The organism is Bradyrhizobium sp. INPA03-11B, assembly GCF_040446015.1.
Taxonomy (GTDB): domain Bacteria; phylum Pseudomonadota; class Alphaproteobacteria; order Rhizobiales; family Xanthobacteraceae; genus Bradyrhizobium; species Bradyrhizobium macuxiense_A.
In genome coordinates this window covers 1-24,421 of sequence record NZ_JASGSR010000014.1, presented here as the reverse complement: position 1 = coordinate 24,421, position 24,421 = coordinate 1, and the positions used below count along the sequence as shown (strand labels likewise).

The window sequence follows — 24,421 nt, the reverse complement described above, 5'->3', positions numbered from 1 at the left end:
CTACTACTCCGCCTCGCGATGCACGTCGTGGATCACGATGCCCATGCCGTTCTCGGGCATCTTGATCCATTCGCGGCGCTTCAGCGAGCGCTTGGTATCCTCATGTCCGCTCGCCCAGTGCTCGCGCATCGAGGTGCCGGAGAATTCGTGGTCCTTGGCGTCGCCCTCATAGGCCTTCTGCTGATAGATCAGCTGCAGCAGCGTGATGCCGGGCAGCCGGCTGTTGGCCTTCTTGAGCTGGCGCTCGTCGTCCGAGAGCTGCTCGTCCGGAATCTTTCCCAGCGCGTTATGCAGGGCGGTGCGCAGATTGTAGGTCTTGCGGTAGACGTCGGTGTTGTAGCGGGTGCGCGACGAATACATGATGTCCTTGTGGCGGGCCATCACGTCCTGGATGTCGCGCGGCAGCGCGCCGCGCGCCGAGAACAAATCGACCTGGAACACCAGCGAATTCATGTTGTCTTCCTGGTCGAGCAGATGCTGCAGCGGCGTGTTGGAGACGATGCCGCCGTCCCAGAAGTGATCGGTGCCGACCTTCACCATCGGCAGCGCCGGCGGCAGCGCGCCGCTCGCCATGATGTGCTCGGGGATGATCTCGTCATGGGCGTTGTCGAAATAGATGAAGTTGCCGGACAGCACGTTCACCGCGCCGACCGCAAAGCGCAGCTTCTTGGAATTGATGCGGTCGAAATCGACCAGTTCGAGCAGCGATTCACGCAAGGGCGTCGTGTCGTAATAGCTGGTGGCGGTGCGGGCGCCGGCCGGGCTCAGCCACGGATTGGACTGATGCGGGGTGAAGAAGCCGGGCTGCCCCAGCGTCGTCGTCAGCCATGAGCTGGTGAAATTGCGCGCCTTGCGGAAGATGTCGCCATCAGGCGTGTAGTGCCAGATCTTGCGGCTGGTGATGCGATCCCAGAAGGTGTGCAGCCGCTCCAGCCGCTTGTCGGGCGGATTGCCGGCGATGATCGCCGAGTTGATCGCGCCGATCGAGACGCCGCAGACCCAGTCGGGCTCGATGTTACACTCATGCAGCGCCTGATAGACGCCGGCCTGATAGGCGCCGAGCGCGCCGCCGCCCTGCAGCACCAGCGCCACGCGATCGCATCCTTGGGGACGCCAGCCTGGCGTCGCGTGCTCGATATCGTCGACATGAGGGGTACGCGCGTCCATATCGGACACTCCAAAAAATTCGCGGCGAGAATTCAGGGCGCCGATGACGCGGTGATGACAAGCGTCGCGCCGACGCACGGCGCATCCGCCATGCCTGCCTGCATGGTTAGCATTGGCCTCATCAGGCAAATGCGGGTCACGCCCCGGGGGTCATGCCCCTGAAGGAAATCCCTCATATCGCTGTCAATCTCGGCCGCTAGCCTCCGCGCAAACTTTGCAAAACAGGGGGTGATTGCGATGCGCAGGGAAGATCTGCTCAAGCTTCCGTCCATGCCGGCCGCCGGTCCGAGCTATCCCGCCGGTCCCTACCGCTTCATCGATCGCGAATTCCTCGTCATCACCTATGAGACCGATCCGGAATTGATCCGCGCCGGCCTGCCTGAGCCGCTGGAGCCGATCGAGCAGGCGATCGTGCATTACGAATGGATCAAGATGCCCGACAGCTCCGGCTTCGGCAGCTACACCGAGTCCGGCCTCGTGATCCCCGCGCGGCTGCGCGGCGAAGAGGTCAACTTCGTCTGCCAGATGTATCTCGACGATGATCCGCCGATCGCGGCCGGCCGCGAGATCTGGGGCTTTCCGAAGAAATACGCCCATCCCAAGCTCGAGATCGTCAAGGACACCCTGACCGGCACGCTGGAATATGCCGGCCAGCTCGTCGCAATGGGCACGATGGGCTACAAGCACGAGAGCATGGCGGGCAACGGCGACGTCACCCGCGCCACGCTGTCGAAGACGCAAGTCAATCTGAAGATGATCCCCGGCGTCGACGGTCATCTCGAGGTCTGCCAGCTGGTCGCGATTAACCTGACCGACATCGTCGTCAAGGGATCGTGGATCGGGCCGGGCCGCCTGCACCTCGTGCCGCACGTCAACGCGCCGGTCGCCGACTTCCCGGTCAAGCGCGTGGTCGGCGCGCATCATTACATCGCCGATCTGACGCTGCCGTTCGGCCGCGTCGTGCACGACTACAACAAGGAAGCAGCCGAGGCGGCTGCGCCGACCGGCCTTGCGGCGGAGTAGAGCTGTCGCCGACACAGACCAAGGCGGGCAGCGGCCTCAGGCCGCCGCCGGCTTCGGCTCTGCTGCCGGCTTCGGCCGTGCGATCGCGAGCGTGATCACCGCCGCGCAGACGCAGAGCGCGCCGGCGATGAAGAACGCCGGCAGATAGCTGGAATAGACCGTGCGCGATACGCCGGCACCGAACGCGGCGGCGCCGGCGCCGAGCTGGTGGCCGGCGAAGATCCAGCCGAACACCAGATTGGCGCGCTCGGCGCCGAAGCGCTGCGCGGTGAGCCGCACCGTCGGCGGCACGGTCGCGATCCAGTCGAGCCCGTAGAACATCGCGAACAGCGACAGGCCGTAGAACGTGAAATCGGAGTAAGGCAGGTACAGCAGCGACAGGCCGCGCAGGCCATAGTACCAGAACAGCAGATAGCGGTTGTCGTAACGGTCCGACAGCCAGCCCGAGATGATGGTGCCGAAGAAGTCGAAGATGCCCATCGCGGCGAGCAGGCTCGCGGCCTGCACCTGCGGAATGCCGAAATCGAGACACATCGGGATCAGATGGACCTGGACCAGACCGTTGGTCGAGGCGCCGCAGACGAAGAAAGTCGCGAACAGGATCCAGAACACCGACGATTTCGAGGAGTCGCGGAGCGTGCCGAGCGCGACCGCCATGATCGGCGCATTGGCCGGCGGCGGCGCGGGGAGCGGCGCGGTGCCCGCATCGCCGAACGGGCGCAGGCCGACGTCGCTCGGCCGGTCGCGGAGCAGCATCAACACCGCAAAGGCGGCGATGCCGAGCATGACGCAGACGAATCCAAGCGCAACGCGCCAACCATGGCGCTCCGTGATGGTGGCGAGCAGCGGCAGGAAGGCGAGCTGCCCGGTCGCGACGCTCGCGGTGAGCATGCCGATCACGAGGCCGCGCCGCGCCACGAACCAGCGCGTGGCAATGGTCGCGCCGAGCACCAGCGCGGTCATGCCGGTGCCGATCCCGATCACGACGCCCCACAGCAGGATGAGCTGCCAGACCTGCGTCATCGCCAGCGACGCGACAAGGCCGGAGACCACGATCAGCTGCGCCGCCAGCGTCACATTGCGCAGGCCGTAGCGGTTCATCAGCGCGGCGGCGAACGGTGCCATCAGCCCGAACAGGATGAAGCGGATCGACAGCGCCGAGGAGATTTCGGCGGTGGACCAGCCGAACTCCTTCTGCAGCGGCACGATGAAGACGCCGGGCGCGCCGACGGTGCCGGCCGAGATCAGCGCGGCCAGGAAGGTCACGGCGACCATCACCCAGCCATAGTGGATGTTGCGGCGGGCGAGAGTGGAAGCAAGCCAGTTCGAGATCATTATGGTCCAGGTCAAATGCAATGAGGGGGCTGTTGGTGATGCGCAATATGGCACGAGGGAGCCATGTCTAAAATGACATTGTTCCCTCGTTTTCGGACTCAAGCACGGACGGTCCCGTCGCGCCCGGACGGACGATCCGGAGGGGTGCCATCTCTCCGCGTCATTGCGAGCGAAGCGAAGCAATCCATCGATCCGCGCATGTGGATGTATGGATTGCTTCGTCGCTATCGCTCCTCGCAATGACGGATGGCGCTGGTCAGTGCGTCACCCGCTCGACGGCGATGGCGGTGGCTTCGCCGCCGCCTATGCACAGCGCGGCGACGCCGCGCTTCAGGTTCTGCGCCTCCAGCGCGTGCAGCAGCGTCACGATCAGCCGCGCCCCGGTGGCGCCGATCGGATGGCCGAGCGCGCAGGCGCCGCCGTTGATGTTGAGCCGGTCTCTGGGGATGCCGAGGTCGCGCTGCGCCGCCATCGCGACGACAGCAAACGCCTCGTTGATCTCGAATAAATCGACATCGCCGACGCTCCAGCCGACCTTGTCGAGCAGTTTTCTGATCGCCGGGATCGGCGCGGTGGTGAACCACTGCGGCTCCTGGCTGTGGGTGGCGTGGCCCTTGATCTCGGCGAGCACCGGCAACCCGTTGCGATCCGCGAGCGAGCGCTTTGCCAGGATCAACGCCGCGGCGCCGTCCGCATTGGCCGAGGAGGCGGCCGGGGTGATGGTGCCGTTGGCGCGGAATGCCGGCTTCAGGCCGGGGATCTTGGCCGGATCGACCTTCAGCGGGTGCTCGTCATTGGCGATGATGCGCGGACCGGCCTTCTCGCTAAGCGTAATCGGTGCGATCTCGGCCTTGAAGGCGCCGCCCTCGACCGCCCTGCGGGCGCGGCTCAGCGTCTCCATCGCAAAAGCGTCCTGGTCGGCGCGGGTGAACTGATAGGCCTCCGCGGTCGCCTCGCCGAAATCGCCCATCGAGCGGCCCGTCTCATAGGCGTCCTCGAGCCCGTCCATCATCATGTGGTCGATGATGCGGTCGTGGCCGGCGCGATAGCCGCCGCGTGCCTTCTGCAGCAGATACGGCGCGTTGCTCATGCTCTCCATGCCGCCGGACAGCACGATCTCGGCCGAGCCCGCCTTGATGATGTCGTGGGCCAGCATGGTCGCCTTCATGCCGGAGCCGCAGACCTTGTTGACGGTGGTGGCGCCGGTGGCATCCGGCAGCCCCGCGCCGCGCGCGGCCTGGCGGGCAGGGGCCTGGCCCTGGCCGGCGGGCAGCACGTTGCCCATGAACACCTCGTCGATGCGCTCGGGCGCAAGTTTCGCGCGCTCCAGCGCCGCGCCGATCACATGCGAGCCGAGCTTGTGGGCGGCGAGCGGCGTCAACTCGCCCATGAAGCGGCCGAGCGGGGTGCGGGCCGCGGAGAGGATGACGACGGGATCGGTGCTGGATGCCATGGCGGAACTCCGTTCCGTGCGGGAATCTGATTGGATTATATGCATCATATGATGCAGCACAAAAAATGCAACCGCGTCATCCATGACAAAATGTCGTGTTCGCATGAGTTGGTGCGGGGATGTTTCACCCCGATCTCCGCTGTCGTCCCTGCGAAAGCAGGGACCCATACGCCGCGGCGGGTGTAGTAAAGGGACTCGTCGTTCCGGCGTCGTGCACCAATAACCATTCGTGGTTATGGGTCCCTGCTTTCGCAGGGACGACACCGAATGTGTTGCATGCGCTGTGAGAGGCCGACAGCTTTTACCGCATGTATGGCTTCCAGCCAGAATACTTCGAGAAGATGAAGGGCGCGCTGCGGCAGGCTGGGCTGCCTGAATGAGCGCAGGGGCGCCTAGACGCCGGAGCGCATGGCCGGCACATACGGGCCGGCCATCAATAGCGGCCACCATCGCGCTTTTGCTGCGTGAGCCATTCCGACAAGGTTTTCGTTTTCGGTGCTGGATCGCGGGAGGGCTCTCGGCGGATGTTGTTGCCGGAACGCGTTGACCGGAGCTCGATCGATTCGGTTTTCATGGTTGCAGCCGCGGATGCGGTCGATCTATCCGCAGCTTCCTTTTCGAGGCGCAGCTTTTTCAATCGCGCCATCTTGTCCCGCTCTGCCTCGGTTTCAGCAGTGTCGGATAGCAGCGCCTTGTGGTGAGCAGTCTCTGCCGAACCCAGCACTCCGATAATCGTGGTCTCGCCCAGCGCTTTGCAGGCCTCGAGCCGATGCAATCCCTCGAGCAAGACGAGCCGGCTCTCATCCGGCCGAACGAGAATCGGGACTTGTTGTCCAATTTCCAGAATGCTGGCCGCTATCTCTTGAACGACCTCAAGCCTGAGGGTCTTCCTCTTCTTCAAGGGAACGTAGATCTGGTCGATTGGAAGGCTTTCCGGGCCAGGCACGCTGTCACTTCCTCCTCAGGGGCGACCCAAAACAGGTTCAAGGATGCAGCGCTACGCCGTGGCTGGAGCCTTGTAAATCGGAGCGGGGCCTCAAGCGCTCGACTTGATGCCCTAATCCGACCGCCAGGCGCCGAGCAAGAATCGCCGCTTCGGCGCCGAGCCCGCCTGCTTTTGCACGTCGGGCAGATCGACGGCGTAACGCTTCATCAGCAGCTTGATTGCGATCCCGATGATCACAAAGGGCGTCACGTAGATCGCGAAAACTTCGAAGGCTGTCATGGTGTCCTCCGCGGTCTCGGACAGGCATTGTAGCACATCATCGCATGGGGCGGAGCAGACGGATGCTCCGGCAGCGCGTGCTGGTGGGCAGTGCAACACGCCGCTACCACCGCGCATGGCCGCATGCGGCGGCTTCGATTGACACGTCCTGCCTCGGCGTTACGCTGCCGGAACAGGGGCTTTTTCCCAAGAGAATCAATATCTGCAATCAAGACCCAGAAGAACCAAGAAAAGGGCAGGACACGCCGTGACACGCGTCATCGCGTCGTGAGCGGGACCACGCGGACCTCCGCGCTCGCACCGTTTCGCATCCGCAGCTATCGCTTCCAATGGCCGTCCGACCTGCTCACCTCCTGGGCGTTCGAGGTCGAGACGCTGGTGCTCGGCTGGTACATCATGGTCGAAACCGGCTCGGTGCTGCTGCTGACCGTGCTCGCTTCGCTGCAATATGTCGGCACCCTGGTCGCGCCTGTCGTCGGCATGATCGGCGACCGGATGGGGCACCGCGATCTGCTCGCCGTGATGCGCTTTGCCTATACCGCGCTCGCCGGGACCATCATGACGCTGGCGCTGACCGGACATCTGGCACCGCTCAACGTCATGATCATCGTCGCGGTCATGGGGCTGATCCGCCCGTCAGACCTCGGCGTGCGCGGCGCGCTGCTCGCCGACATCATGCCGCCGGAGCAACTGGTCGGCGCCATCAGCCTGGCGCGCACCACGCAGGATTCGGCGCGCATCGCCGGCGCCTTGACCGGGGCCGGATTGTTCGCCGCGCTCGGCATCGGCTATGTGTATGTCGGGATCGCCAGCTTCTATTTCATCGCCGCGATCCTGATGCTGTGCATGGGCCGGCCGAAGTCACACGGCGCCGCCGATCAGTCTGATATCGACCTGCCGGGCTCGAAACTGCTGCGCGACCTCAAGGAGGGCATTGTCTACGCCTGGAGCGGCCCAGGCATGCGCGCTGCGCTCTGCGTCGCCTTCCTCGCCAATCTCACCGCGTTTCCGCTGACCAACGGGCTATTGCCCTATGTCGCGCGCGACATCTTCCACACTGACCAGACCGGTCTCGGCTATCTCTCCGCGAGCTTTGCGGTCGGCTCGCTGATCGGCTCGATCACCCTCAGCATGGCCGGCGGCGTGCGGATCGCGCGGCTCCTGATCGGCGCGACGCTCGCCTGGTACGCGATGCTGCTGGTGTTCGTCGAGCTCAGAACCATGCCGGTGGCGATGGCCTGCCTGGTGCTCGCCGGCATCGCGCAGAGCATGTCGATGATCTCGGCCGCGGTGATGCTGATGCGCAACGCCAGCGCGCATCTGCGCGGCCGCGTGATGGGCGTGCGGATGATGGTGATCTACGGCCTGCCGCTCGGCCTGCTCGCGGCCGGCAGCCTGATCGACCTGATCGGCTACACCGCGACCGGCACGCTGCTTGCCGCCGCTGGCTTCATCGCGATGCTCGCGATCGCGCTGCACTGGCGGGCCGACCTGTGGCCGGTGCACGCGCCGGCGAATGCGAGGTGAGGGGAATGCGTAACCCGGATGAAGCGAAGCGTAATCCGGGGCAGTCATTCCCGCACGTCGCTTCGCTCATGCGGGCTACGGCTACATACTAAAAGATAACTCCCGAAGTGAAGTGATGATCACTGGTAGAGACATCGTCAGGTACATCATCTGGGTGAGCTTTGTTCTGACCATCCTCGCCTTTTGCGCGACGTTCCTGCCGCGCGCAGGCCACTCCCAAACACCAAGAGGGCTTGGCATTTGTAGCCCGGATGACGTGCAGCGAAATCCGGGGCGACTGTCCTGCCGAGCGCGCAGTCCCGGATTGCGCTTCACTTCATCCGAGCTACAAGACTGGCCACAGAACTGAACCACCGATTGAGGATGTGCATGGACGAGCAGCACAGAATTCGGCTGATTGGCGGTCAATATGAGGAAACAGCTCTCTTCAGATTATTCGATGAGGGTGACGCCTGCAGGCTTCTGTGCGAATACCGACACAAAACCATCGAGCACACTGCGAGCGATTTCTTCCAGGCTCTGTGTGATATTCGCAGTCTGTTAGCCGAAAATGGCCTCATACCGTTCTGCTACGGAGCAAGCCTGAACGTATATCCGTCGGGGATGGCAAGAGATATGGGCCAAGGTCTCAAGGCCTATAAACTCGCCGTGGGCCGGCATGCCAAGATGAGCGATCTTGTAGAGATATTTGGTAGCGGTCCCGACGTGAATCCGGCTTCTGTCGCCGCGCAGGAGCAGTTTTTCAGCAATTGGCTTGCGTCGCCACGCTCGTAACTACCATTTCGGCACGAGTCCAAGGCAACTATAGCCCCCCGATGAGGGAAACGGCATCTGGGGCGGCCAGTCCCGCAGATCGCTGAGCTAATGCGGGCTACTAGCTGACCGTATGATCCCTATGGCCTAAGAAGAATTGCGGGCAGCCTCAAGTTGGCGGTGCAGCTCATCAGCGATTTCGGATTCATCTTGCTCGCGGACCGGCCCGAGCTTGGTCGCGAAATCCCTTGCCTGTTCGACAGTAGCGCCAGCGTAGGCCATGACGTGAAGATGTGTGTCCTGCCATGCCGGTCCATTGATCCGCACGGTCCAGCGCCACTGATCATCGTGGCATATCCCGAAGATCCGCCGTCCGTTTATCGGGTGCGTGACGCATAGTGGTCCTTCCCACCATGTTTCTTCATGCATAGCGCAGTCTCTCGGTCAGCGGCGAGTATAGCCTGGATGAAGCGAAGCGTAATCCGGGGCGGCTCGATCCGCGATGACGCGTCCCCGGATTTCGCTGCGCTCCATCCGGGCTACGAGGCGCGCGTTTTGTGTCGATCATGCCGCCTGCGCGGCGCGGCGGATGTGCACCGGTACCGACTTGTACGACGGCGTGCCGCTTTCCTTGTCCTGATAGTCCAGTGGCACGAGGCCGTTGGCTTCAGGATAATAGGCGGCGACCGAGCCGCGGGCGATGTCGTAGACGATCGCGGTCAGCGTCAAACGGCGCGGCTCGCCGGATGGCAGCGCGGTTTCGATCTCGACGAGGTCGCCATGGGCGAGGCCGCGCGCTGTGAGATCAGCCTCGTTGGCGAACAGCACGTCGCGCCGGCCGAACACGCCGCGATAGCGGTCGTTCAAGCCGTAGATCGTGGTGTTGTACTGGTCGTGGCTGCGGATGGTGGCGAGCTTGAGGACCGACTTGTCCGCCAGCACCGGGTCCTCCTCGAGGCCGTCGAAGATCAGGAATTCGGCCTTGCCGGATGCGGTGGTCCATTTGCGCTCGGTCGGCGGCAGCGGCAGGCGGAAGCCGCCGGGAATCCGGATCCGCGCGTTGAAATCCTTGAAGTCCGGGAAGACGCCCTCGATGGCGTCGCGGATGCGGTCATAATCGGCGATCAGCTCGGCCCACGGCACTTTGCTCGCCGGCAATGTCGCCATCGCGATGCCGGCAATGATTGCCGATTCCGAAAGCAGATTCTCGGAGGCCGGGGTCAGCTTGCCGCGCGAGGCGTGCACCATCGACATCGAATCCTCGACGGTAACGACCTGCGGGCCCGAGGCCTGGATGTCGCGCTCGGTGCGGCCGAGCACCGGCAGGATGATCGACTGCTTGCCGACCAAGAGATGCGAGCGGTTCAGCTTGGTGCCGAGGTGGACGGCAAGCTCCAGCTTGCGCATCGCGGACGTGCAGCGTTCGGGGTCGGGGAGGGCGATGGCAAAATTGCCGCCGAGGCAGACCAGCACTTTCGATCGGCCGTCGTCGATCGCCTCCATCGCGGCGACCGCGTCATGGCCGTGATGGCGCGGCGGCTTGAAGCCGAAGGTGCGCTCGATGCCCTCGAACATCGCGATGTTGGGTTTCTCGGTGATGCCGACCGTGCGGTTGCCCTGCACGTTGGAGTGGCCGCGCAGCGGGCAGATGCCGGCGCCGGGCTTGCCGTAATTGCCCTTCAAGAGCAGCAGGTTTGCGATCTGCTGCACATTGTCGGTGCCGCGCATGTGCTGGGTGATGCCCATGCCGTAGGTGACGATGGTGGCTTTGGACTTCGCGTAGGCGGCCGCGACCTCGCCGAGCTGGGCACGGCTGAAGCCGGAGACGGTCTCGATCTTGTCCCACGCCGTTGCGCGCAGATCGGCGGCGAACGCGTCAAAGCCGTTGGTGTGCTCGGCGATGAAGGCGTGATCGAGCACGTCGTGGCTCGCATCATCCTTCTCGATGAGCGCCTTCATGACGCCCTTCAGCACCGCAGCGTCGGCGCCGACCTTCGGCTGGTAGTAGGTCGAGGCGATCCGGGTCGAGCCGAGCGTCGCCATCTCGATCGGGTCCTGCGGATCGGCAAAGCGCTCCAGCGCGCGTTCGCGCAGCGGATTGAACACGATGATCGGCACGCTGCGGCGCGAGACCTCCCACAAGGTGCCCATCATGCGCGGATGGTTGGTGCCGGGATTGTGGCCCATCGCGATGATCAGCTCACAATGATCGAAATCGTCCAGCGACACCGTGCCCTTGCCGATGCCGATCGATTGCGGCAGCCCGACGCTGGTCGCCTCGTGGCACATGTTCGAGCAGTCGGGGAAATTGTTGCTGCCGTATTCGCGCGCGAAGATCTGGAACAGGAAAGCGGCTTCGTTCGAGGCGCGGCCGGAGGTGTAGAACTCGGCCATGTCGGGATCGGGCAGGCTGCGCAGCGTCTCGCCGATCCGCGCGAGGGCGTTGTCCCAGCTGATCGGCTGGTAGGTGTCGCTCGCGGCATCATAGGCGAGCGGCTCGGTCAGCCGGCCCTCGTTCTCCAGATGGAAATCGGTCCAGCCGAGCAGCTCGGTCACGGTGTGCGCGGTAAAGAACTCCGGCGTGACGCGCTTGCTGGTCGCCTCCCAGGTCACGGCCTTGGCGCCGTTCTCGCAGAACTGGAAGGTGGAGGTGTGTTCCTTGTCTGGCCAGGCGCAGCCCGGACAATCGAATCCGTCGGGCTTGTTGGTCCGCAGCAGCGTGATCGGCGCCTCGACCAGATCCATCTGGGTGCGAACCGCCTCCGCGGTGGCCTTGAGGGCGCCCCAGCCGCCGGCCGGAGCATCATAGGGGCGGATACCGGGAACGTCGCGCTTTTGGACCATATGTCCTCCTGCAGCTTTTGAGTGGCGACCCCGTGCGTTTGCCCCGAAATTGATCGTTGGTTTTGGCACCGGCGCTCAGATCGACGTTCTCGATCCGAGACGGCTGGTTTGTGATTGAGGTTAGACTAGTTGGCTGGGCTCGGCGGTCAACAGTCTGTCAGATGCCTAGCCCGGATGAAGCCAACGGGTCGCGCGAACGCGCGCCCGATGACAGGCTCTGCGCAATCCGGCGGAGTGGTCTCGCGGATAAAGTCTCCCGAATTTTGCCGCGCTCCATCCGGACTACGAGACCGCCGTTCGATGAGCAAAGTCCACTCGCGTTGGCTGTGGAGGACATCCCGGCGTCACATATCTGTTGGAGCCCGGTGTTAGGACCGGCTTGCACCGCCTCGCATTTTCCGCGGGGTGCTCTCCGCATTGCCTGATCTATCGTATTGCTCCCCCCTGACAAAAAAGGCTCAGCTCCATGACGCGCTTGCTCTTTGGCACTGCCGCCGGTGTCTTGCTTGCGGTCGCATCGACCGCCCATGCCGGCTCCACGCTCTCATACGTTCCGGACAGCCTGACACAATCCGTGATCGAACACGGACCGTGGACGCTGCATCAGTCCGGACATCATTTTCATCACGACGCTTCCGGCATCGTGCCGCCGGGCACGCTCACGCCGCCCTACAATCCGACCCTCTATGGGACGCCCTATGCCGACTATTGCTCGGCGAGCGGCGAGACCACGATCAATCACGGCAAGAGCGTGATGCAGCCCTACTATTTTCCGTTCGTTCGCCGTCGCGGCGCCGTCCTCGAAGGCCTGTTCGACTATCGCCCGCGCAATGAGCAGGAGGCGACGGTCGCCGCGATCTCGACGGATTGGGGCGCGACCTGGCAGTTCAAGGGCAAGGCGCTGGCGCTCAACCCCTACTGCCCGTGGGATGCGACCGATCCGGACAACCAGAACGTCAACGTCAATGGCGTGAAGACGGCGTACGGCTCGTCGAGCGCAAATGCCGGCGACAACGGGCTTGGCCACGCCTTCGTGCTGTCCGTGAAGGGCAAGCAACGCGTCTATCATCTCAACCGCGCCGATGGTCACATCGACAGCGATCAGCTCGTGGTCCATCCGCTGCATCGCGGCGAGGACTTCTCGCTGTTCGGACTTCCGGAGCTCGGATTTGTCAGCCCGCTTGCGTCCGGCGGCTATCCCAAGCTCGAGGCCACCGCGGGCGCGACCACCGGCCTGATCGATCCCGACGCCATTCTCGGCGCCGTGCACATGGGCGAGAAGACCGCCGTCGTCTACGTCTCCAAGAGCCTCACCCCCGGCGACAAGAGTTTCCCGGCCAACCAGGTGTGCTCGCCAACGCCGGCCTTCGCGCTGACCAACCTCGTCAACAAGAAGCCGCGGAAGCCCAACCATGACGTGATCACGATTCGTATTGCAACGACGTCTGATGGCGTGAACTTCACCGACGTCGGCGCGGCGACCGGCCTCAACGACCAGACCACGGTTGCGCTGAACGGCATTCGCTGGCTCGGCAGCGGCAGCATCCTGCGCATCCATGACGGGCGCTTCGGCATGTTCTTCGGCGCCGGAAACTGCCTGGACAACGACTCTGACGGCTTCCACTTCATCGGCTACGCCGAAACCGACAATCCGGTTCGCGGCGCCGGCGATCTCCTGAAGTGGCACGTGGTCAACGGCTTCGACAATCCGATCCTGTCCACGGACAAGGTCGTCGATCCCGCCGGCCCGCGGCCGTATCCACTGAATGCGCCGCTCGTGAACGTTCATGGCGCAGACGCCCTGACGGCCGCGCAAGTCGCGCCCTTCGTACCGCCGGGCGAGGGCTACACCACGAACTTCTTCAGCGGCCGGGTCTACGATCCGCAGGCGGTGCTGACCGACGAGCGGACCGTGACGATCGTGTTCGCCGGTTACAACACGCCGCAGCCGAGCAACAATCTCGGTGATTACCGGTCGATCGGTCGGTTCCAGCTTGGCGTCCAGCGCGGCTACTTCATGCCGCCCTTCGTCGAGTCCGACGACTGAGGCGCACGGAAATCCGGACCAACAAGGACGCGGATCGAGGTCCGAACGCCTCGATCCGCGTCTTCCTATTTCCTATTTCTTCCGATCCAGGAAACCCTGCAGCAGCCGCTGCGGCTCGCCGGTCTGGAACGATTTCCCGAATACGCCGACGCTGAGGTTGACCGACTCGGTCAGCGGCAGCTCTTCCCATTGCCTTAGCAGGTCCTTCTGGATCCGCAGCGCTTCGGGGCCGCATTCCAAGAGCGCCTTGACGGTGTGCTCGACGGCCTCGTCGAGGCCGCCGGGCTTTGCGACCGTGTCGACCAGGCCCCAGGCGAGCGCGGTCGGCGCGTCGATGTTCTCCGCGGTCATCATCAGCCAGCGGGCGCGGCCCCAGCCGATCAGGCGCGGCAGTAGCGCGGCATGGATCACCGAAGGGATGCCGACCTTGACCTCGGGCATGCCGAACATCGCATCATGCGCCGCGATACGGACGTCGCAGGCGGCCGCGACCTCGAGGCCGCCGCCGAGGCACCAGCCGGGCAGGCGGGCGATGACCGGCGCCGGGAATTTGCGCACGGCCTCGCAGAGGTCGCGCAGGCAGCTGATGAAGGCTTCGGCGGATTTCTGATCGAGCGTCGCCATCTCCTTGATGTCGGCGCCGCCGATCATGCTGCGCTCGCTTTCGCCGGTCAGGATCACCGCACGGATGGTCGGATCGGCGGCCAGGTGCTCAAAGCCTTCGCGCACGCCGTTGGTCACAGTCGAACTGACGATGTTCAGCTTGCCGGCGTTGCAGATGGTGAGGCGGACGACGCCTCTGTCGTCGCGGTCGATGCCGCAGTGGGGATTGAGCATGTCCATGGAATGGTTCCGGCGCAGGAATTGATCGACACGTCATTCCGGGATGGTGCGAAGCACCAGACCCGGAATCTCGAGATTCCGGGTTCGATGCTGCGCATCGCCCCGGAATGACTCCTGCATGTCCCGGACAAACCCCGTCCCTGTCAAGGCACTGGCGCTGTGGTTGCGTCGCGCCGCTTCGATCTATAGAATTATATGCATCATATAAATGGAGCCGTCATGACCGCCGCCGAGACATCAGATCTTCATTCCCCCGAGCTGACGCGCACGCGCGTGGTGGAATGGCAGGCGCCCGGGCCGGTGGCAAAGGCGGCGATGCCGATGTCCGGGATCGAGGCGATGCGTGCGATCCGCGACGGCGTGTTGCCGCCGCCGCCGATGGCCAAGCTGATCGGCTTCCGCGTGGCCGTGGTCGACGAGGGGCGGATCGTGATGGAACTCGATCCGCATGAGAGCCTGGAGAACACCATCGGCCTGCTGCACGGAGCGACCGCCGCGGCGCTGCTCGACACCGCGATGGGCTGCGCGATCTCGACCATGCTGCCGGCGGGGCAGACCTCGGTCACGCTCGACCTCAAGCTGACCTATCTGCGCCCGCTCTCAGTGCGTTCCGGAACCATTTCGGCCGAGGGCAAGGTGATCAAGCTCGGTCGCCAGACCAGCTACGCCGAGGGCTTCGTCCGCGACAGCAGGGGCAATCTTGCGGTGCACGCGACTGCGACATTCTCGATGCTCGGCGGGGAACCCCAGGGGGTGAACAAGACGAAATAACTGCAGCATTCCCGGCGCAAGTCTGCTATTATATGATTAGAAACATTCCATGAGATCGGCATGCGCTATTCGAAAGAACACAAGCAGGAGACCCACGCGCGAATCGTGAAGAAGGCCGCAACGCGGCTGCGCGAGAAGGGCGCCCATGGCATCGGCGTCGCCGACCTGATGAAGGACGCCGGGCTGACCCATGGCGGCTTCTACGCGCATTTCGACTCGCGCGAGGCGCTGGTGATCGAGGCCTTCAATTATGCGATGGACCGCGCCACCGAGCGCTGGCGCAAGGTCACCGCGGAGGTGGCGCCGGAGAAGCGGCTTTCGACCATCGTCGACGGCTACCTTTCGGCAACCCATCGCGACGATCCCGGCCAGGGCTGCGCGGTCCCGGCGCTCGGCGCCGAGATCGCCCGCGAAAGCCCGAAGACCCGCAAGGCCTTCGCGCTCAAGCTCGACCAGATGATCGACATGATTACCGACCAGATCCAGGACGTGCCGCGCAAGACCGCACGCAAGCAGGCGATGGCGACACTGGCGACCATGATGGGCGCCATCGTGATGTCGCGGATCGCCGGCAACGGCGAAATGTCCGACGAGATTTTGAGCGCGGGCCGCGAGGCGGCGCTGGGACGCGCGGCGGCGAAGGCGCCGGCGAAGAAGAAGGTGAATTAGGCAACCTGCTTCCCCAACGTCGTCCCGGCGAAAGCCGGGACCCATAACCACAGGATCGTGTTCTGACGGGGATCGTGGCCCCAGCGCAGCCAAGCAATCAAGATTCGGGGTAATGGGTCCCGGCTTTCGCCGGGACGACGGAGAGAGATCACGCCCCGCTGAACAGCGCGCGCTCGGCTTCCACGGTCTCGTAGATGTAATCCGCCACGGCGCGGATGCGGGCGAGGTCCTTGCTGTCGGCGTGCATCAAAAGCCAGAAGGTGCGCGAGATCCGCACCTCGTCGCGCAGCACCGGCTGCAATTCGGGGTGGGCTGATGCCATGAAGTGCGGCAGCACGGCGATGCCGAAGCCGGCGATGGTGGCGTTGAGCTGGGCGATCAGATTGGCGCTGCGGAATTTCGCGGAGATCTTCGGCGAGACCTGCGGCAGGTAGTCCAGCTCCGGCGTGAACAGCAGCTCCTCGATATAGCCGACGAAGCGGTGCCGCGGCAGGTCGACGCGCGCGGCAATCTTGGGCGCCTGCGCCAGATAGGCGGGTGCGGCATAGAGCCCGAGCGTGTAGTCGAGCAGCTTGCGGCCGACGATGCGGCCTTCCTTCGGCATGGTCAGGCTGATCGCGATGTCGGCCTCTCGCTTGGACAGCGAGAACAGCCGCGCGGTGGCGACGAGCTGCAGATCGAGATCGGGATACCGCTCCGTGAACTTGACCAGCCGCGAGGCCAGGAAGTGACTGCCGAAGCCGTCGGGTGCACCGATCCGCACCGTGCCGGTGAGATGCGCGCGGGAGCCGCCGACCGCCTCCTGGTTGGCGACGATGGTCGATTCCATCGCCTCCGCGCTGTCGGCGACGCGCTGGCCGGCCTCGGTCAGCAGGTAGCCGGTCTTGCGGCGATCAAACAGTTTTGCGGAGAGGTGGCGCTCCAGCCGGTCGACACGGCGGATCACTGTGGCATGATCGACGCCGAGCTGCTTGGCGGCAGCCGAAACCGACCCGCCGCGCACGATGGCAAGCACGAAGCGGAAGTCGTCCCAGTCGATTGTGCCGCCGCCTTGATCCAGCATTTCCGCACATCTATGGTGCAATTTATCGGACTTGAATCCTATAAAATGCAGGGTCAATAGGGTTTGTAAAGTGATCCCGCCGGCCGGCTGGCGATTCAGGTCCTTCAGGGAGGTTTATCCATGCGCTCGATCGGACATTTCATCGGTGGCAAGGAGGTCAAGGGCACCTCGGGCCGTACCGCAGACGTTTTCGAGCCGATGACCGGCGACGTCCAGGCCAAGGTCGCGCTGGCCTCGAAGGCCGAAGTCCGCGCCGCGGTCGAGAACGCCAAAGCCGCTCAGCCGGAATGGGCCGCCACCAACCCGCAGCGCCGCGCCCGCGTCATGATGAGGTTTGTCGAGCTGGTGCAGCGCGACTACGACAAGCTCGCCGAGCTTTTGGCGCGCGAGCACGGCAAGACGGTTCCCGACGCCAAGGGCGACATCCAGCGCGGCCTCGAGGTCGCCGAATTCGCCTGCGGCATCCCGCATCTGATGAAGGGCGAGTACACCGGAGGCGCCGGCCCGGGCATCGACATCTATTCGATGCGCCAGCCGCTCGGCGTCGTCGCCGGCATCACGCCGTTCAACTTCCCGGCGATGATCCCGATGTGGAAGTTCGCGCCGGCGATTGCCTGCGGCAACGCCTTCATCCTGAAGCCCTCGGAGCGCGATCCGGGCGTACCGATGAAGCTCGCCGAGCTGATGATCGAAGCGGGCCTGCCGGCCGGCATCCTCAACGTCGTCAACGGCGACAAGGAAGCGGTCGACGCCATCCTCGACGATCCCGACGTCAAGGCGATCGGCTTCGTCGGCTCGACGCCCATTGCCCAGTATATCTATGAACGCGCCGCGCAGACCGGCAAGCGTTGCCAGTGCTTCGGCGGCGCCAAGAACCACGCCATCATCATGCCCGATGCCGACATGGACCAGGCGGTCGATGCGCTGATCGGCGCCGGCTACGGCTCGGCTGGCGAGCGCTGCATGGCGGTGTCGGTCGCCGTTCCCGTCGGCAAGACCACCGCCGACCGGCTGATGGACAAGCTGATCCCGCGCGTCGAGTCGCTCAAGATCGGCACCTCGGTCGATCCGTCGGCCGACTACGGTCCGCTGGTGACCCGCGAGGCGGTCGAGAAGGTCAAGAGCTACATCGACATCGGCGTCAAGGAAGGCGCGACGCTCGCGGTCGACGGCCGCGGCTTCAAGATGCAGGGCTACGAGAACGGCTTCTATCTCGGCGGTTCGCTGTTCGACAATGTCACCAAGGACATGCGGATCTACAAGGAAGAGATCTTCGGCCCGGTGCTCTCGGTGGTGCGCGCCAAGGACTATCACGAGGCGCTGGCGCTGCCGTCCGACCATGACTACGGCAACGGCGTTGCGATCTTCACCCGCGACGGCGACGCCGCGCGCGACTTCGCGGCCAAGGTCAACGTCGGCATGGTCGGCGTCAACGTGCCGATCCCGGTGCCGATCGCCTATTACACCTTCGGCGGCTGGAAGAAGTCGGGCTTCGGCGATCTCAACCAGCACGGTCCGGACTCGGTCCGCTTCTACACCAAGACCAAGACGGTGACCTCGCGTTGGCCGTCCGGCGTCAAGGACGGCGCGGAGTTCTCGATCCCGACGATGAAGTGATTTCCGGGGCCGTCATTGCGAGGAGCGCAGCGACGAAGCAATCCATTCTTTCCCTGTGTGGAGACGTGGATTGCTTCGCTTCGCTCGCAATGACGACGGGGTAACAAGGGTAGGCGGCGCGATGCAGTTCGCTCTCAACGAGGACCAGATCGCGGTTCGCGACATGGCGCGGGCGTTTGCGGCGCAGAAGATCGCGCCGCACGCGCTCGAGTGGGACGAGAAGAAGCACTTTCCGGTGGACGTGATGCGCGAGGCGGCTGGCCTCGGCATCGGCGGCATCTATATCAAGGACGACGTCGGCGGCTCGGCGATGACGCGGTTCGACGCGGCGTTGATCTTCGAGGCGCTGGCGACGGGCTGTCCGACCACGTCCGCCTTCATCTCGATCCACAACATGGCGTCCTGGATGATCGATGCCTATGGCAACGACACCCAGCGCCACACATGGTTGCCGAAACTCTGCACCATGGAGCTGATCGCCAGCTACTGCCTGACCGAGCCGGGCGCCGGCTCGGATGCTGCCGCGCTGCGCACCCGTGCGGTGCGCGACGGCGATCATTACGTGCTCAACGGCCAGAAGCAGTTCATCTCGGGCGCCGGCAGCACCGACCTCTTGGTGGCGATGGTGCGCACCGGCGGCGATGGTCCGGGCGGCGTCTCGACCATCGTCATCGACGGCAAGACGCCGGGCGTGTCGTTCGGCAATAACGAGCGCAAGATGGGCTGGAATGCGCAGCCGACCCGCGCTGTCATTTTCGAGAATGCCCGCGTGCCGGTCGCGAACCGGCTCGGCGAGGAGGGCATCGGCTTCAAGATCGCGATGGCCGGCCTCGACGGCGGCCGTCTCAACATCGCGGCGTGCTCGCTCGGCGGCGCACAGGCGGCGCTCGACAAGGCGCTAGCCTACATGAAGGACCGCAAGGCCTTCGGTAAACGCCTCGACGAATTCCAGGCGCTGCAATTCAAGATCGCCGACATGGCGACCGAGCTGGAAGCCGCACGCACTTTCCTGTGGCGCGCGGCCGCCGCCCTCGACCGCAAGGATCCCGACGCATCCATGCTGTGCGCGATGGCCAAGCGGTTCGGCACCGATGTCGGCTTCGAGGTCGCCAACCAGGCGCTGCAACTGCACGGCGGCTACGGTTACTTAAGCGAATACGGTGTCGAGAAGATCGTGCGCGATCTGCGCGTGCACCAGATCCTCGAAGGCACCAATGAAATCATGCGGCTGATCGTGTCGCGCAAACTGATCGAGGGCGCACGATGAACGATGTGGCAGCTGCCGAGGGCGACCTGATTGCGCGGAAGGAGGGGGCGGCCGGCATCATCCGGCTCAACCGGCCGAAGGCGATCAATGCCGTGACGCTGGAGATGTTCCACGACATCGACAAGGCGCTCGACCTGTTCGAAGCCGATCCCGACGTTGCGGTCATCGTGTTGGAAGGCGCCGGCGAGCGCGGCCTGTGCGCCGGCGGCGACATCCGCGCGCTCTGGGAAAGCTCCAAGGTTCAGGGTGATCTCGGCAAGATCCTGTGGCGTGACGAGTACATCCTCAACGCGCGGATCAAGCAGTTCCCGAAACCCTATGTCGCCTTCATGGACGGCATCGTGATGGGAGGCGGCGTCGGCCTGTCGGCGCACAGCCGCCACCGCGTCGTAACGGAGCGGACCAAGCTCGCGATGCCCGAGGTCGGGCTCGGCTTCTTCCCCGATGTCGGCGGCACCTATCTGCTGTCGCGTTCGCCGGGCGAGATCGGCACCTATTTTGGTCTCAGCGGCACCACCATGAACGGCCCCGATGCGATCTATGCCAGGTTTGCCGACGCCGTGGTGCCGAGCGCAAAGCTACCTGCACTGCGCGAGGCGCTGACCAAGGTTGCCCCTCGCACCGGCTCGGCCGAGATCGACCGGCTGATCGCGGGCTTCGCCACCGACGAGAAGGCCGGCCCCGTTGCCGCGATGCAGGCCAAAATCGACGGCTGGTTCGCGCGCGGCCGGATGGAGGAGATCGTCGCGGCGCTGACGGCCGACGGTTCCGAGCTGGCGCAAGCGACGCTGAAGACGCTCGGCGAGAAGTCGCCGCGCGGCATGGTGGTGACGCTGAAGCTGCTGCGGCTGGCGCGGGCGACCGCGACGCTGGAAGAGTGCCTGGTGCGTGAATATCGCGCAGCGCTCGAGGTGTTCGCCAGCGACGATTTCCGCGAGGGCGTGCGTGCCGCCGTGATCGACAAGGACCGCAATCCGAAATGGTCGCCGCCCAGGATCGAGGACGTGACGGCGGAGATGCTGGCGCCTTACTTCGCCGAGATCGGCGCCGACGAACTGAAATTTCCTGACAGCAAATAGAAACGTCGCAAGCGGAGGACTTCCCATGGCAAACGTCGCATTCATCGGGCTCGGCAATATGGGCGGGCCGATGGCGGCCAATCTGGTCAAGGCCGGCCACAAGGTGACCGCGTTCGATCTGGTCGCTGCATCCCGCGATCAGGCCAAGAGCGACGGCGCCGCGATCGCCGAGAGCGGCGTTGCCGCGGTGAAGGGCGCCGACGTCGTCATCACCATGCTGCCGGCCGGCAAGCATGTGCTCGGCGTCTGGAACGAGGTGCTCCCCGCGATGGCCAAGGGCGCGCTGATCATCGATTGCTCGACCATCGACGTCGAAAGCGCCAAGCAGGCGCATGCGCTCGCCGCGAAGCACGGCATGGCTTCGGTCGATGCGCCGGTCTCCGGCGGCACCGGCGGCGCCAAGGGCGCGACGCTGACCTTCATGTGCGGCGGTGACGACAAGGCCTTCGCGGCGGCGCAGCCGATGCTGGCCAACATGGGCAAGAAGATCGTGCATTGCGGCGCCGGCGGTGCAGGGCAGGCGGCCAAGATCTGCAACAACATGATCCTCGGCATTTCCATGATCGCGGTCGGCGAGGCCTTTGTGCTGGCCGAAAAGCTCGGCCTGTCGCACCAGGCGCTGTTCGACGTCGCCTCGACCTCGTCAGGGCAGTGCTGGTCGCTCACCACCTATTGCCCGGTTCCCGGTCCCGTTCCGACGTCGCCCGCGAACAATGATTACAAGCCGGGTTTCGCCTCCAACCTGATGGTGAAGGACTTGACGTTGGCGCAGGACGCCGCCAACGGCGCCGGCGCGGTGACACCGCTCGGCAAGCATGCGCAAGAGCTCTATAAGACCTTCGACGCGTCGGGCCACGGCGGGGTCGACTTTTCCGGAATTATCCAGCACGTTCGCAGCCTCGCTGGGAAGTAGTATTGGTTCCGTCATCCCCGCGCAAAGGCTTCGCCTTTGTCGCTGGAGGTGCGAGCGCCAGCGAGCCTCGAAGGATGCGGTGCCTGTGGCCCATCCTTCGAGACGCCGCTTCGCGGCTCCTCAGGATGACGACAGCGGATGTGGAGAAGCCGGATGACCACATTTCAGGACGCACGCGCCTTTCTGCTCAAGCACCGCACCGACTACGACGCCGCGGTGAAGGGATTCCGCTGGCCGGATCCGGTGCCGTTCAACTGGGCGCTGGACTGGTTCGATGCCGAGCTGGCGCGCGCGCCTGACAGCCGCGACCGTCCGGCGCTGTGGATCGTCGATGCCGCGAGCGGCAACGAGACCAAGCTGTCCTTCGCCGAGCTGTCGCGCCGCTCAAATCAGGTCGCCAATTTCCTGCGCGGGCAGGGGCTGAAGCGTGGCGATCATCTGTTGCTGCTGCTCGGCAATGTCGTGCCGCTGTGGGAGACCATGCTGGCGGCGATGAAGCTCGGCGTCGTCGTGATCCCTGCGACCACGTTGTTGACCGCGGATGAACTGCGCGACCGGCTCGATCGCGGCAAGGCGAGGGCGGTGGTCGCCACCCAGGATCAGGTTGCGAAGTTCGCGGGGCTCGGCAGCGACAGTCTCGTGCGCATCGTGGTCGGCGCGCAGCAGACGCAGGACGGCTGGCTGCCGTTCGAGGATGCGGCGAAGGCGTCGGACGCTTTCTCCGCCGACGGCCCGACCAAGGCCGACGACCCGATGCTGCTCTATTTCACCTCGGGCACCACGGCGAAGCCGAAGCTGGTGCGGCACAGCCAGCGCAGCTATCCGGTCGGTCATCTCTCGACCATGTATTGGATCGGCTTGCAGCCCGGCGACGTCCATCTCAACATCTCCTCGCCTGGTTGGGCCAAGCATGCCTGGAGCTGCTTCTTCGCGCCGTGGAATGCGGGCGCAACGATCTTCATCGCCAACCAGCCACGCTTCGAGGCGAAGGGCCTGCTCTCGATCATCGGCCGCTGCGGCGTCACCACGCTGTGCGCGCCGCCGACGGTGTGGCGGATGTTCATCCAGGAAGACCTCGCCAGCTTCAAGGTCTCGCTGCGCGAAGTCTGCGGGGCCGGCGAGCCGCTCAATCCTGAGATCATCGACCAGGTCAAATCGGCCTGGGGCCTCACCATCCGCGACGGTTACGGCCAGACCGAGACCACGGCGCTGGCCGGCAACTCGCCGGGGCAGAAGGTGAAGGTCGGCTCGATGGGCCGTCCGCTGCCGGGCTATCGCGTCCAGGTCACCGACAGTGACGGCCACGCCGCCAAGGAGGGCGAGGTGACGCTGTTGCTCGGTGCCGACAAGCCGGCGGGCCTGATGCAGGGCTATCAGGGCGACGACGGCAGGCTGATCGGCACCGACGGCGAGATCTATCGCAGCGGCGACGTCGTGTTCACCGATGACGAGGGCTATCTCACTTTCGTCGGCCGCACTGACGACGTGTTCAAATCCTCCGATTACCGCATCTCGCCGTTCGAATTGGAGAGCGTGCTGCTGGAGCATGACGCGGTGGCGGAGGCCGCCGTGGTGCCGAGCCCGGACCCGATCCGGCTCGCGATCCCCAAGGCTTATGTGTTGCTGGTTTCCGGTGTCGAGCGCAGCCCCGAGACGGCGCTGTCGATCTTCCAGCACCTGCACACGAGGCTCGCGCCGTTCAAGCGCATCCGCAAGATCGAGCTCGTGACCGAACTGCCGAAGACGATCTCCGGAAAAATCCGCCGGGTGCAGTTGCGCCGGCTCGAACATGACGATAATCGCTCAGATGCGTTGCGCGGGGTCGAGTTCCGCGAGGAAGAATTTCCGGAGCTGCAGAAGGTGCGGACCTCCGGTTAGGAGGTTAGCCAATGAATGAAGTCTGGAAGAAGCCGCCGGTGTCGCTGGAAACCTACCAGGGCATGGTCGGCAAGGAGATCGGCGTGTCCTCGTGGCATCTGCTCGATCAGGGCCGCATCGACACCTATGCCGACGTGATCGAGGATCACCAGTTCATCCATGTCGATCCCGAGCGTGCCAAGAAGGAGACCGCGTTCGGCACCACGATCGCCCACGGCTTCCTCACGATGTCGCTGCTCAGCATCATGTCCTACGAGGTGATGCCGGTGCTCGAGGGCACCGCGATGGGCGTCAATTACGGCTTCGACAAGCTGCGCTTCATCTCGCCGGTGCGCTCAGGCAAGCGTGTCCGCGGCCGCTTCGTGCTGGCCGAAGCTACGCTGCGCAAGCCGAAGGAACTGCTGTCGCGCACCAACGTCACGGTCGAGATCGAGGGCGAGGACAAGCCCGCGCTGGTCGCCGACTGGCTCGGCCTGATCTATTTCAGCTAGCAGGCTGTTGAAGAAGTCGGTAGCGAAGCGTTTCGTATCGTGATTCTCTAGGACCGGGATTTGACTAGGGGACGCGATGCGGGGAAGTGACGAACGGTCCGGGTCGCTTTTCAGTTATGTGGACCTGGAGGCTCGGGTTCGCATCGATCACCCGCTGCGAATGATCCGGGACTTGGCGAATGCGGCGCTGGGCGACCTTTCTGGGGAGTTCGGCAAGCTCTATACGGACTTCGGTCGTCCGTCGATCGCACCGGAGAAGTTGCTTCGGGCGATGCTGCTCCAGGCGTTTTATGGGATCCGCTCGGAACGGCAGCTGATGGAGCGAATGGAGCTCGATCTTCTGTTCCGCTGGTTCGTTGGGCTGGGGGTGGACGATCCCGTCTGGGACCATTCGACCTTCTCGAAGAATCGCGACCGGCTGCTGGAGGGCGAGATTGCGGCCAAGTTCCTGAACGC

At 64.5% G+C, this 24,421-nt stretch carries 23 protein-coding genes; 14 read left to right on the top strand and 9 right to left on the bottom strand.

The genetic code is table 11. From position 1 onward, the window contains the following. Nucleotides 1–3 precede the first annotated feature (3 nt). The gene (locus QMZ05_RS08095; protein WP_353700325.1) at nucleotides 4–1,167 is read right to left on the bottom strand and encodes a patatin-like phospholipase family protein; all 1,164 of its coding nucleotides are present in this window, start codon (nucleotides 1,165–1,167) and stop codon (nucleotides 4–6) included. 237 nt (nucleotides 1,168–1,404) lie between these two features. Here QMZ05_RS08095 and QMZ05_RS08090 point away from each other — a divergent pair, with 237 nt between their 5' ends. After that, complete coding sequence (locus QMZ05_RS08090; protein ID WP_353700324.1) at nucleotides 1,405–2,190, top strand: acetoacetate decarboxylase; 786 nt, start codon at nucleotides 1,405–1,407, stop codon at nucleotides 2,188–2,190. Between the two features lie 36 nt (nucleotides 2,191–2,226). Here QMZ05_RS08090 and QMZ05_RS08085 read toward each other — a convergent pair whose 3' ends face one another. The 4 genes from QMZ05_RS08085 to QMZ05_RS08070 form a co-directional block, all read right to left on the bottom strand. Beyond that, the gene (locus QMZ05_RS08085; protein ID WP_353700323.1) at nucleotides 2,227–3,525 is read right to left on the bottom strand and encodes an MFS transporter; all 1,299 of its coding nucleotides are present in this window, start codon (nucleotides 3,523–3,525) and stop codon (nucleotides 2,227–2,229) included. A 256-nt stretch (nucleotides 3,526–3,781) separates the two neighbouring features. After that, entirely contained in the window at nucleotides 3,782–4,978 is a 1,197-nt protein-coding gene (locus QMZ05_RS08080) for an acetyl-CoA C-acyltransferase (protein WP_353700322.1), read from the bottom strand. A gap of 433 nt (nucleotides 4,979–5,411) precedes the next feature. Further along, a complete protein-coding gene (locus tag QMZ05_RS08075; protein ID WP_353700321.1) occupies nucleotides 5,412–5,924 on the bottom strand; it encodes a ParB/RepB/Spo0J family partition protein in 513 nt (170 codons plus the stop codon). Nucleotides 5,925–6,035: 111 nt separating this feature from the next. Continuing rightward, nucleotides 6,036–6,203, bottom strand: a complete 168-nt coding sequence (locus QMZ05_RS08070; protein WP_167350138.1) for a hypothetical protein — start codon at nucleotides 6,201–6,203, stop codon at nucleotides 6,036–6,038. Nucleotides 6,204–6,265: 62 nt separating this feature from the next. Here QMZ05_RS08070 and QMZ05_RS08065 point away from each other — a divergent pair, with 62 nt between their 5' ends. From QMZ05_RS08065 to QMZ05_RS08055, 3 genes are all read left to right on the top strand, one after another. Then, a complete protein-coding gene (locus QMZ05_RS08065) occupies nucleotides 6,266–6,454 on the top strand; it encodes a hypothetical protein (protein WP_353700320.1) in 189 nt (62 codons plus the stop codon). A 16-nt stretch (nucleotides 6,455–6,470) separates the two neighbouring features. Beyond that, on the top strand, nucleotides 6,471–7,730 hold the full coding sequence (locus QMZ05_RS08060; RefSeq protein ID WP_353700319.1) for an MFS transporter: 1,260 nt from the start codon (nucleotides 6,471–6,473) through the stop codon (nucleotides 7,728–7,730). 369 nt (nucleotides 7,731–8,099) lie between these two features. Then, nucleotides 8,100–8,504, top strand: a complete 405-nt coding sequence (locus QMZ05_RS08055) for a hypothetical protein (RefSeq protein ID WP_353700318.1) — start codon at nucleotides 8,100–8,102, stop codon at nucleotides 8,502–8,504. A gap of 126 nt (nucleotides 8,505–8,630) precedes the next feature. Here QMZ05_RS08055 and QMZ05_RS08050 read toward each other — a convergent pair whose 3' ends face one another. Further along, nucleotides 8,631–8,912, bottom strand: coding sequence for a hypothetical protein (locus QMZ05_RS08050; RefSeq protein WP_353700317.1), 282 nt, complete (start codon nucleotides 8,910–8,912; stop codon nucleotides 8,631–8,633). Nucleotides 8,913–9,047: 135 nt separating this feature from the next. Further along, nucleotides 9,048–11,327, bottom strand: coding sequence for an FdhF/YdeP family oxidoreductase (locus QMZ05_RS08045; protein ID WP_353700316.1), 2,280 nt, complete (start codon nucleotides 11,325–11,327; stop codon nucleotides 9,048–9,050). A gap of 466 nt (nucleotides 11,328–11,793) precedes the next feature. On the opposite strand from QMZ05_RS08045, the gene QMZ05_RS08040 reads away from it, so the two are divergent. Beyond that, the gene (locus QMZ05_RS08040) at nucleotides 11,794–13,374 is read left to right on the top strand and encodes a hypothetical protein (protein WP_353700315.1); all 1,581 of its coding nucleotides are present in this window, start codon (nucleotides 11,794–11,796) and stop codon (nucleotides 13,372–13,374) included. A 72-nt stretch (nucleotides 13,375–13,446) separates the two neighbouring features. On the opposite strand, the gene QMZ05_RS08035 is transcribed toward QMZ05_RS08040, so the two are convergent. Further along, complete coding sequence (locus tag QMZ05_RS08035; protein WP_353700314.1) at nucleotides 13,447–14,217, bottom strand: enoyl-CoA hydratase; 771 nt, start codon at nucleotides 14,215–14,217, stop codon at nucleotides 13,447–13,449. Between the two features lie 219 nt (nucleotides 14,218–14,436). Between QMZ05_RS08035 and QMZ05_RS08030 the strand changes: the two genes are divergently transcribed. Together QMZ05_RS08030 and QMZ05_RS08025 are read left to right on the top strand one after the other, a co-directional pair. Then, complete coding sequence (locus tag QMZ05_RS08030) at nucleotides 14,437–14,988, top strand: PaaI family thioesterase (RefSeq protein ID WP_353700313.1); 552 nt, start codon at nucleotides 14,437–14,439, stop codon at nucleotides 14,986–14,988. 60 nt (nucleotides 14,989–15,048) lie between these two features. Beyond that, nucleotides 15,049–15,657 (top strand): TetR/AcrR family transcriptional regulator, encoded by a 609-nt coding sequence (locus QMZ05_RS08025; protein WP_353700312.1) that lies wholly within the window; start codon nucleotides 15,049–15,051, stop codon nucleotides 15,655–15,657. Between the two features lie 148 nt (nucleotides 15,658–15,805). Here the strand turns inward: QMZ05_RS08025 and QMZ05_RS08020 are convergent, their stop codons facing one another. Next, the gene (locus tag QMZ05_RS08020) at nucleotides 15,806–16,720 is read right to left on the bottom strand and encodes a LysR family transcriptional regulator (RefSeq protein WP_353700311.1); all 915 of its coding nucleotides are present in this window, start codon (nucleotides 16,718–16,720) and stop codon (nucleotides 15,806–15,808) included. 120 nt (nucleotides 16,721–16,840) lie between these two features. On the opposite strand from QMZ05_RS08020, the gene QMZ05_RS08015 reads away from it, so the two are divergent. The 7 genes from QMZ05_RS08015 to QMZ05_RS07985 form a co-directional block, all read left to right on the top strand. Then, complete coding sequence (locus tag QMZ05_RS08015; RefSeq protein ID WP_353700310.1) at nucleotides 16,841–18,337, top strand: CoA-acylating methylmalonate-semialdehyde dehydrogenase; 1,497 nt, start codon at nucleotides 16,841–16,843, stop codon at nucleotides 18,335–18,337. Between the two features lie 121 nt (nucleotides 18,338–18,458). Next, nucleotides 18,459–19,604 (top strand): isobutyryl-CoA dehydrogenase, encoded by a 1,146-nt coding sequence (locus tag QMZ05_RS08010; RefSeq protein ID WP_353700309.1) that lies wholly within the window; start codon nucleotides 18,459–18,461, stop codon nucleotides 19,602–19,604. Continuing rightward, nucleotides 19,601–20,683: an enoyl-CoA hydratase/isomerase family protein gene (locus QMZ05_RS08005; RefSeq protein WP_353700308.1), complete on the top strand. Its 1,083-nt coding sequence runs from the start codon at nucleotides 19,601–19,603 to the stop codon at nucleotides 20,681–20,683. The genes QMZ05_RS08010 and QMZ05_RS08005 overlap by 4 nt, the downstream gene beginning before the upstream one ends. Before the next feature lie 25 nt (nucleotides 20,684–20,708). After that, nucleotides 20,709–21,596 carry a 3-hydroxyisobutyrate dehydrogenase gene (gene mmsB / locus QMZ05_RS08000; RefSeq protein WP_353700307.1) on the top strand — a complete coding sequence of 296 codons (888 nt, stop codon included), beginning with the start codon at nucleotides 20,709–20,711 and terminating at the stop codon, nucleotides 21,594–21,596. Between the two features lie 153 nt (nucleotides 21,597–21,749). Further along, complete coding sequence (locus QMZ05_RS07995; RefSeq protein ID WP_353700306.1) at nucleotides 21,750–23,474, top strand: AMP-binding protein; 1,725 nt, start codon at nucleotides 21,750–21,752, stop codon at nucleotides 23,472–23,474. Nucleotides 23,475–23,485: 11 nt separating this feature from the next. Next, complete coding sequence (locus QMZ05_RS07990) at nucleotides 23,486–23,965, top strand: MaoC family dehydratase (protein ID WP_050418862.1); 480 nt, start codon at nucleotides 23,486–23,488, stop codon at nucleotides 23,963–23,965. A 76-nt stretch (nucleotides 23,966–24,041) separates the two neighbouring features. Next, nucleotides 24,042–24,421, top strand: a 380-nt coding sequence (locus QMZ05_RS07985; RefSeq protein WP_353700305.1) for a transposase, incomplete at its 3' end; no start/stop codon positions are given.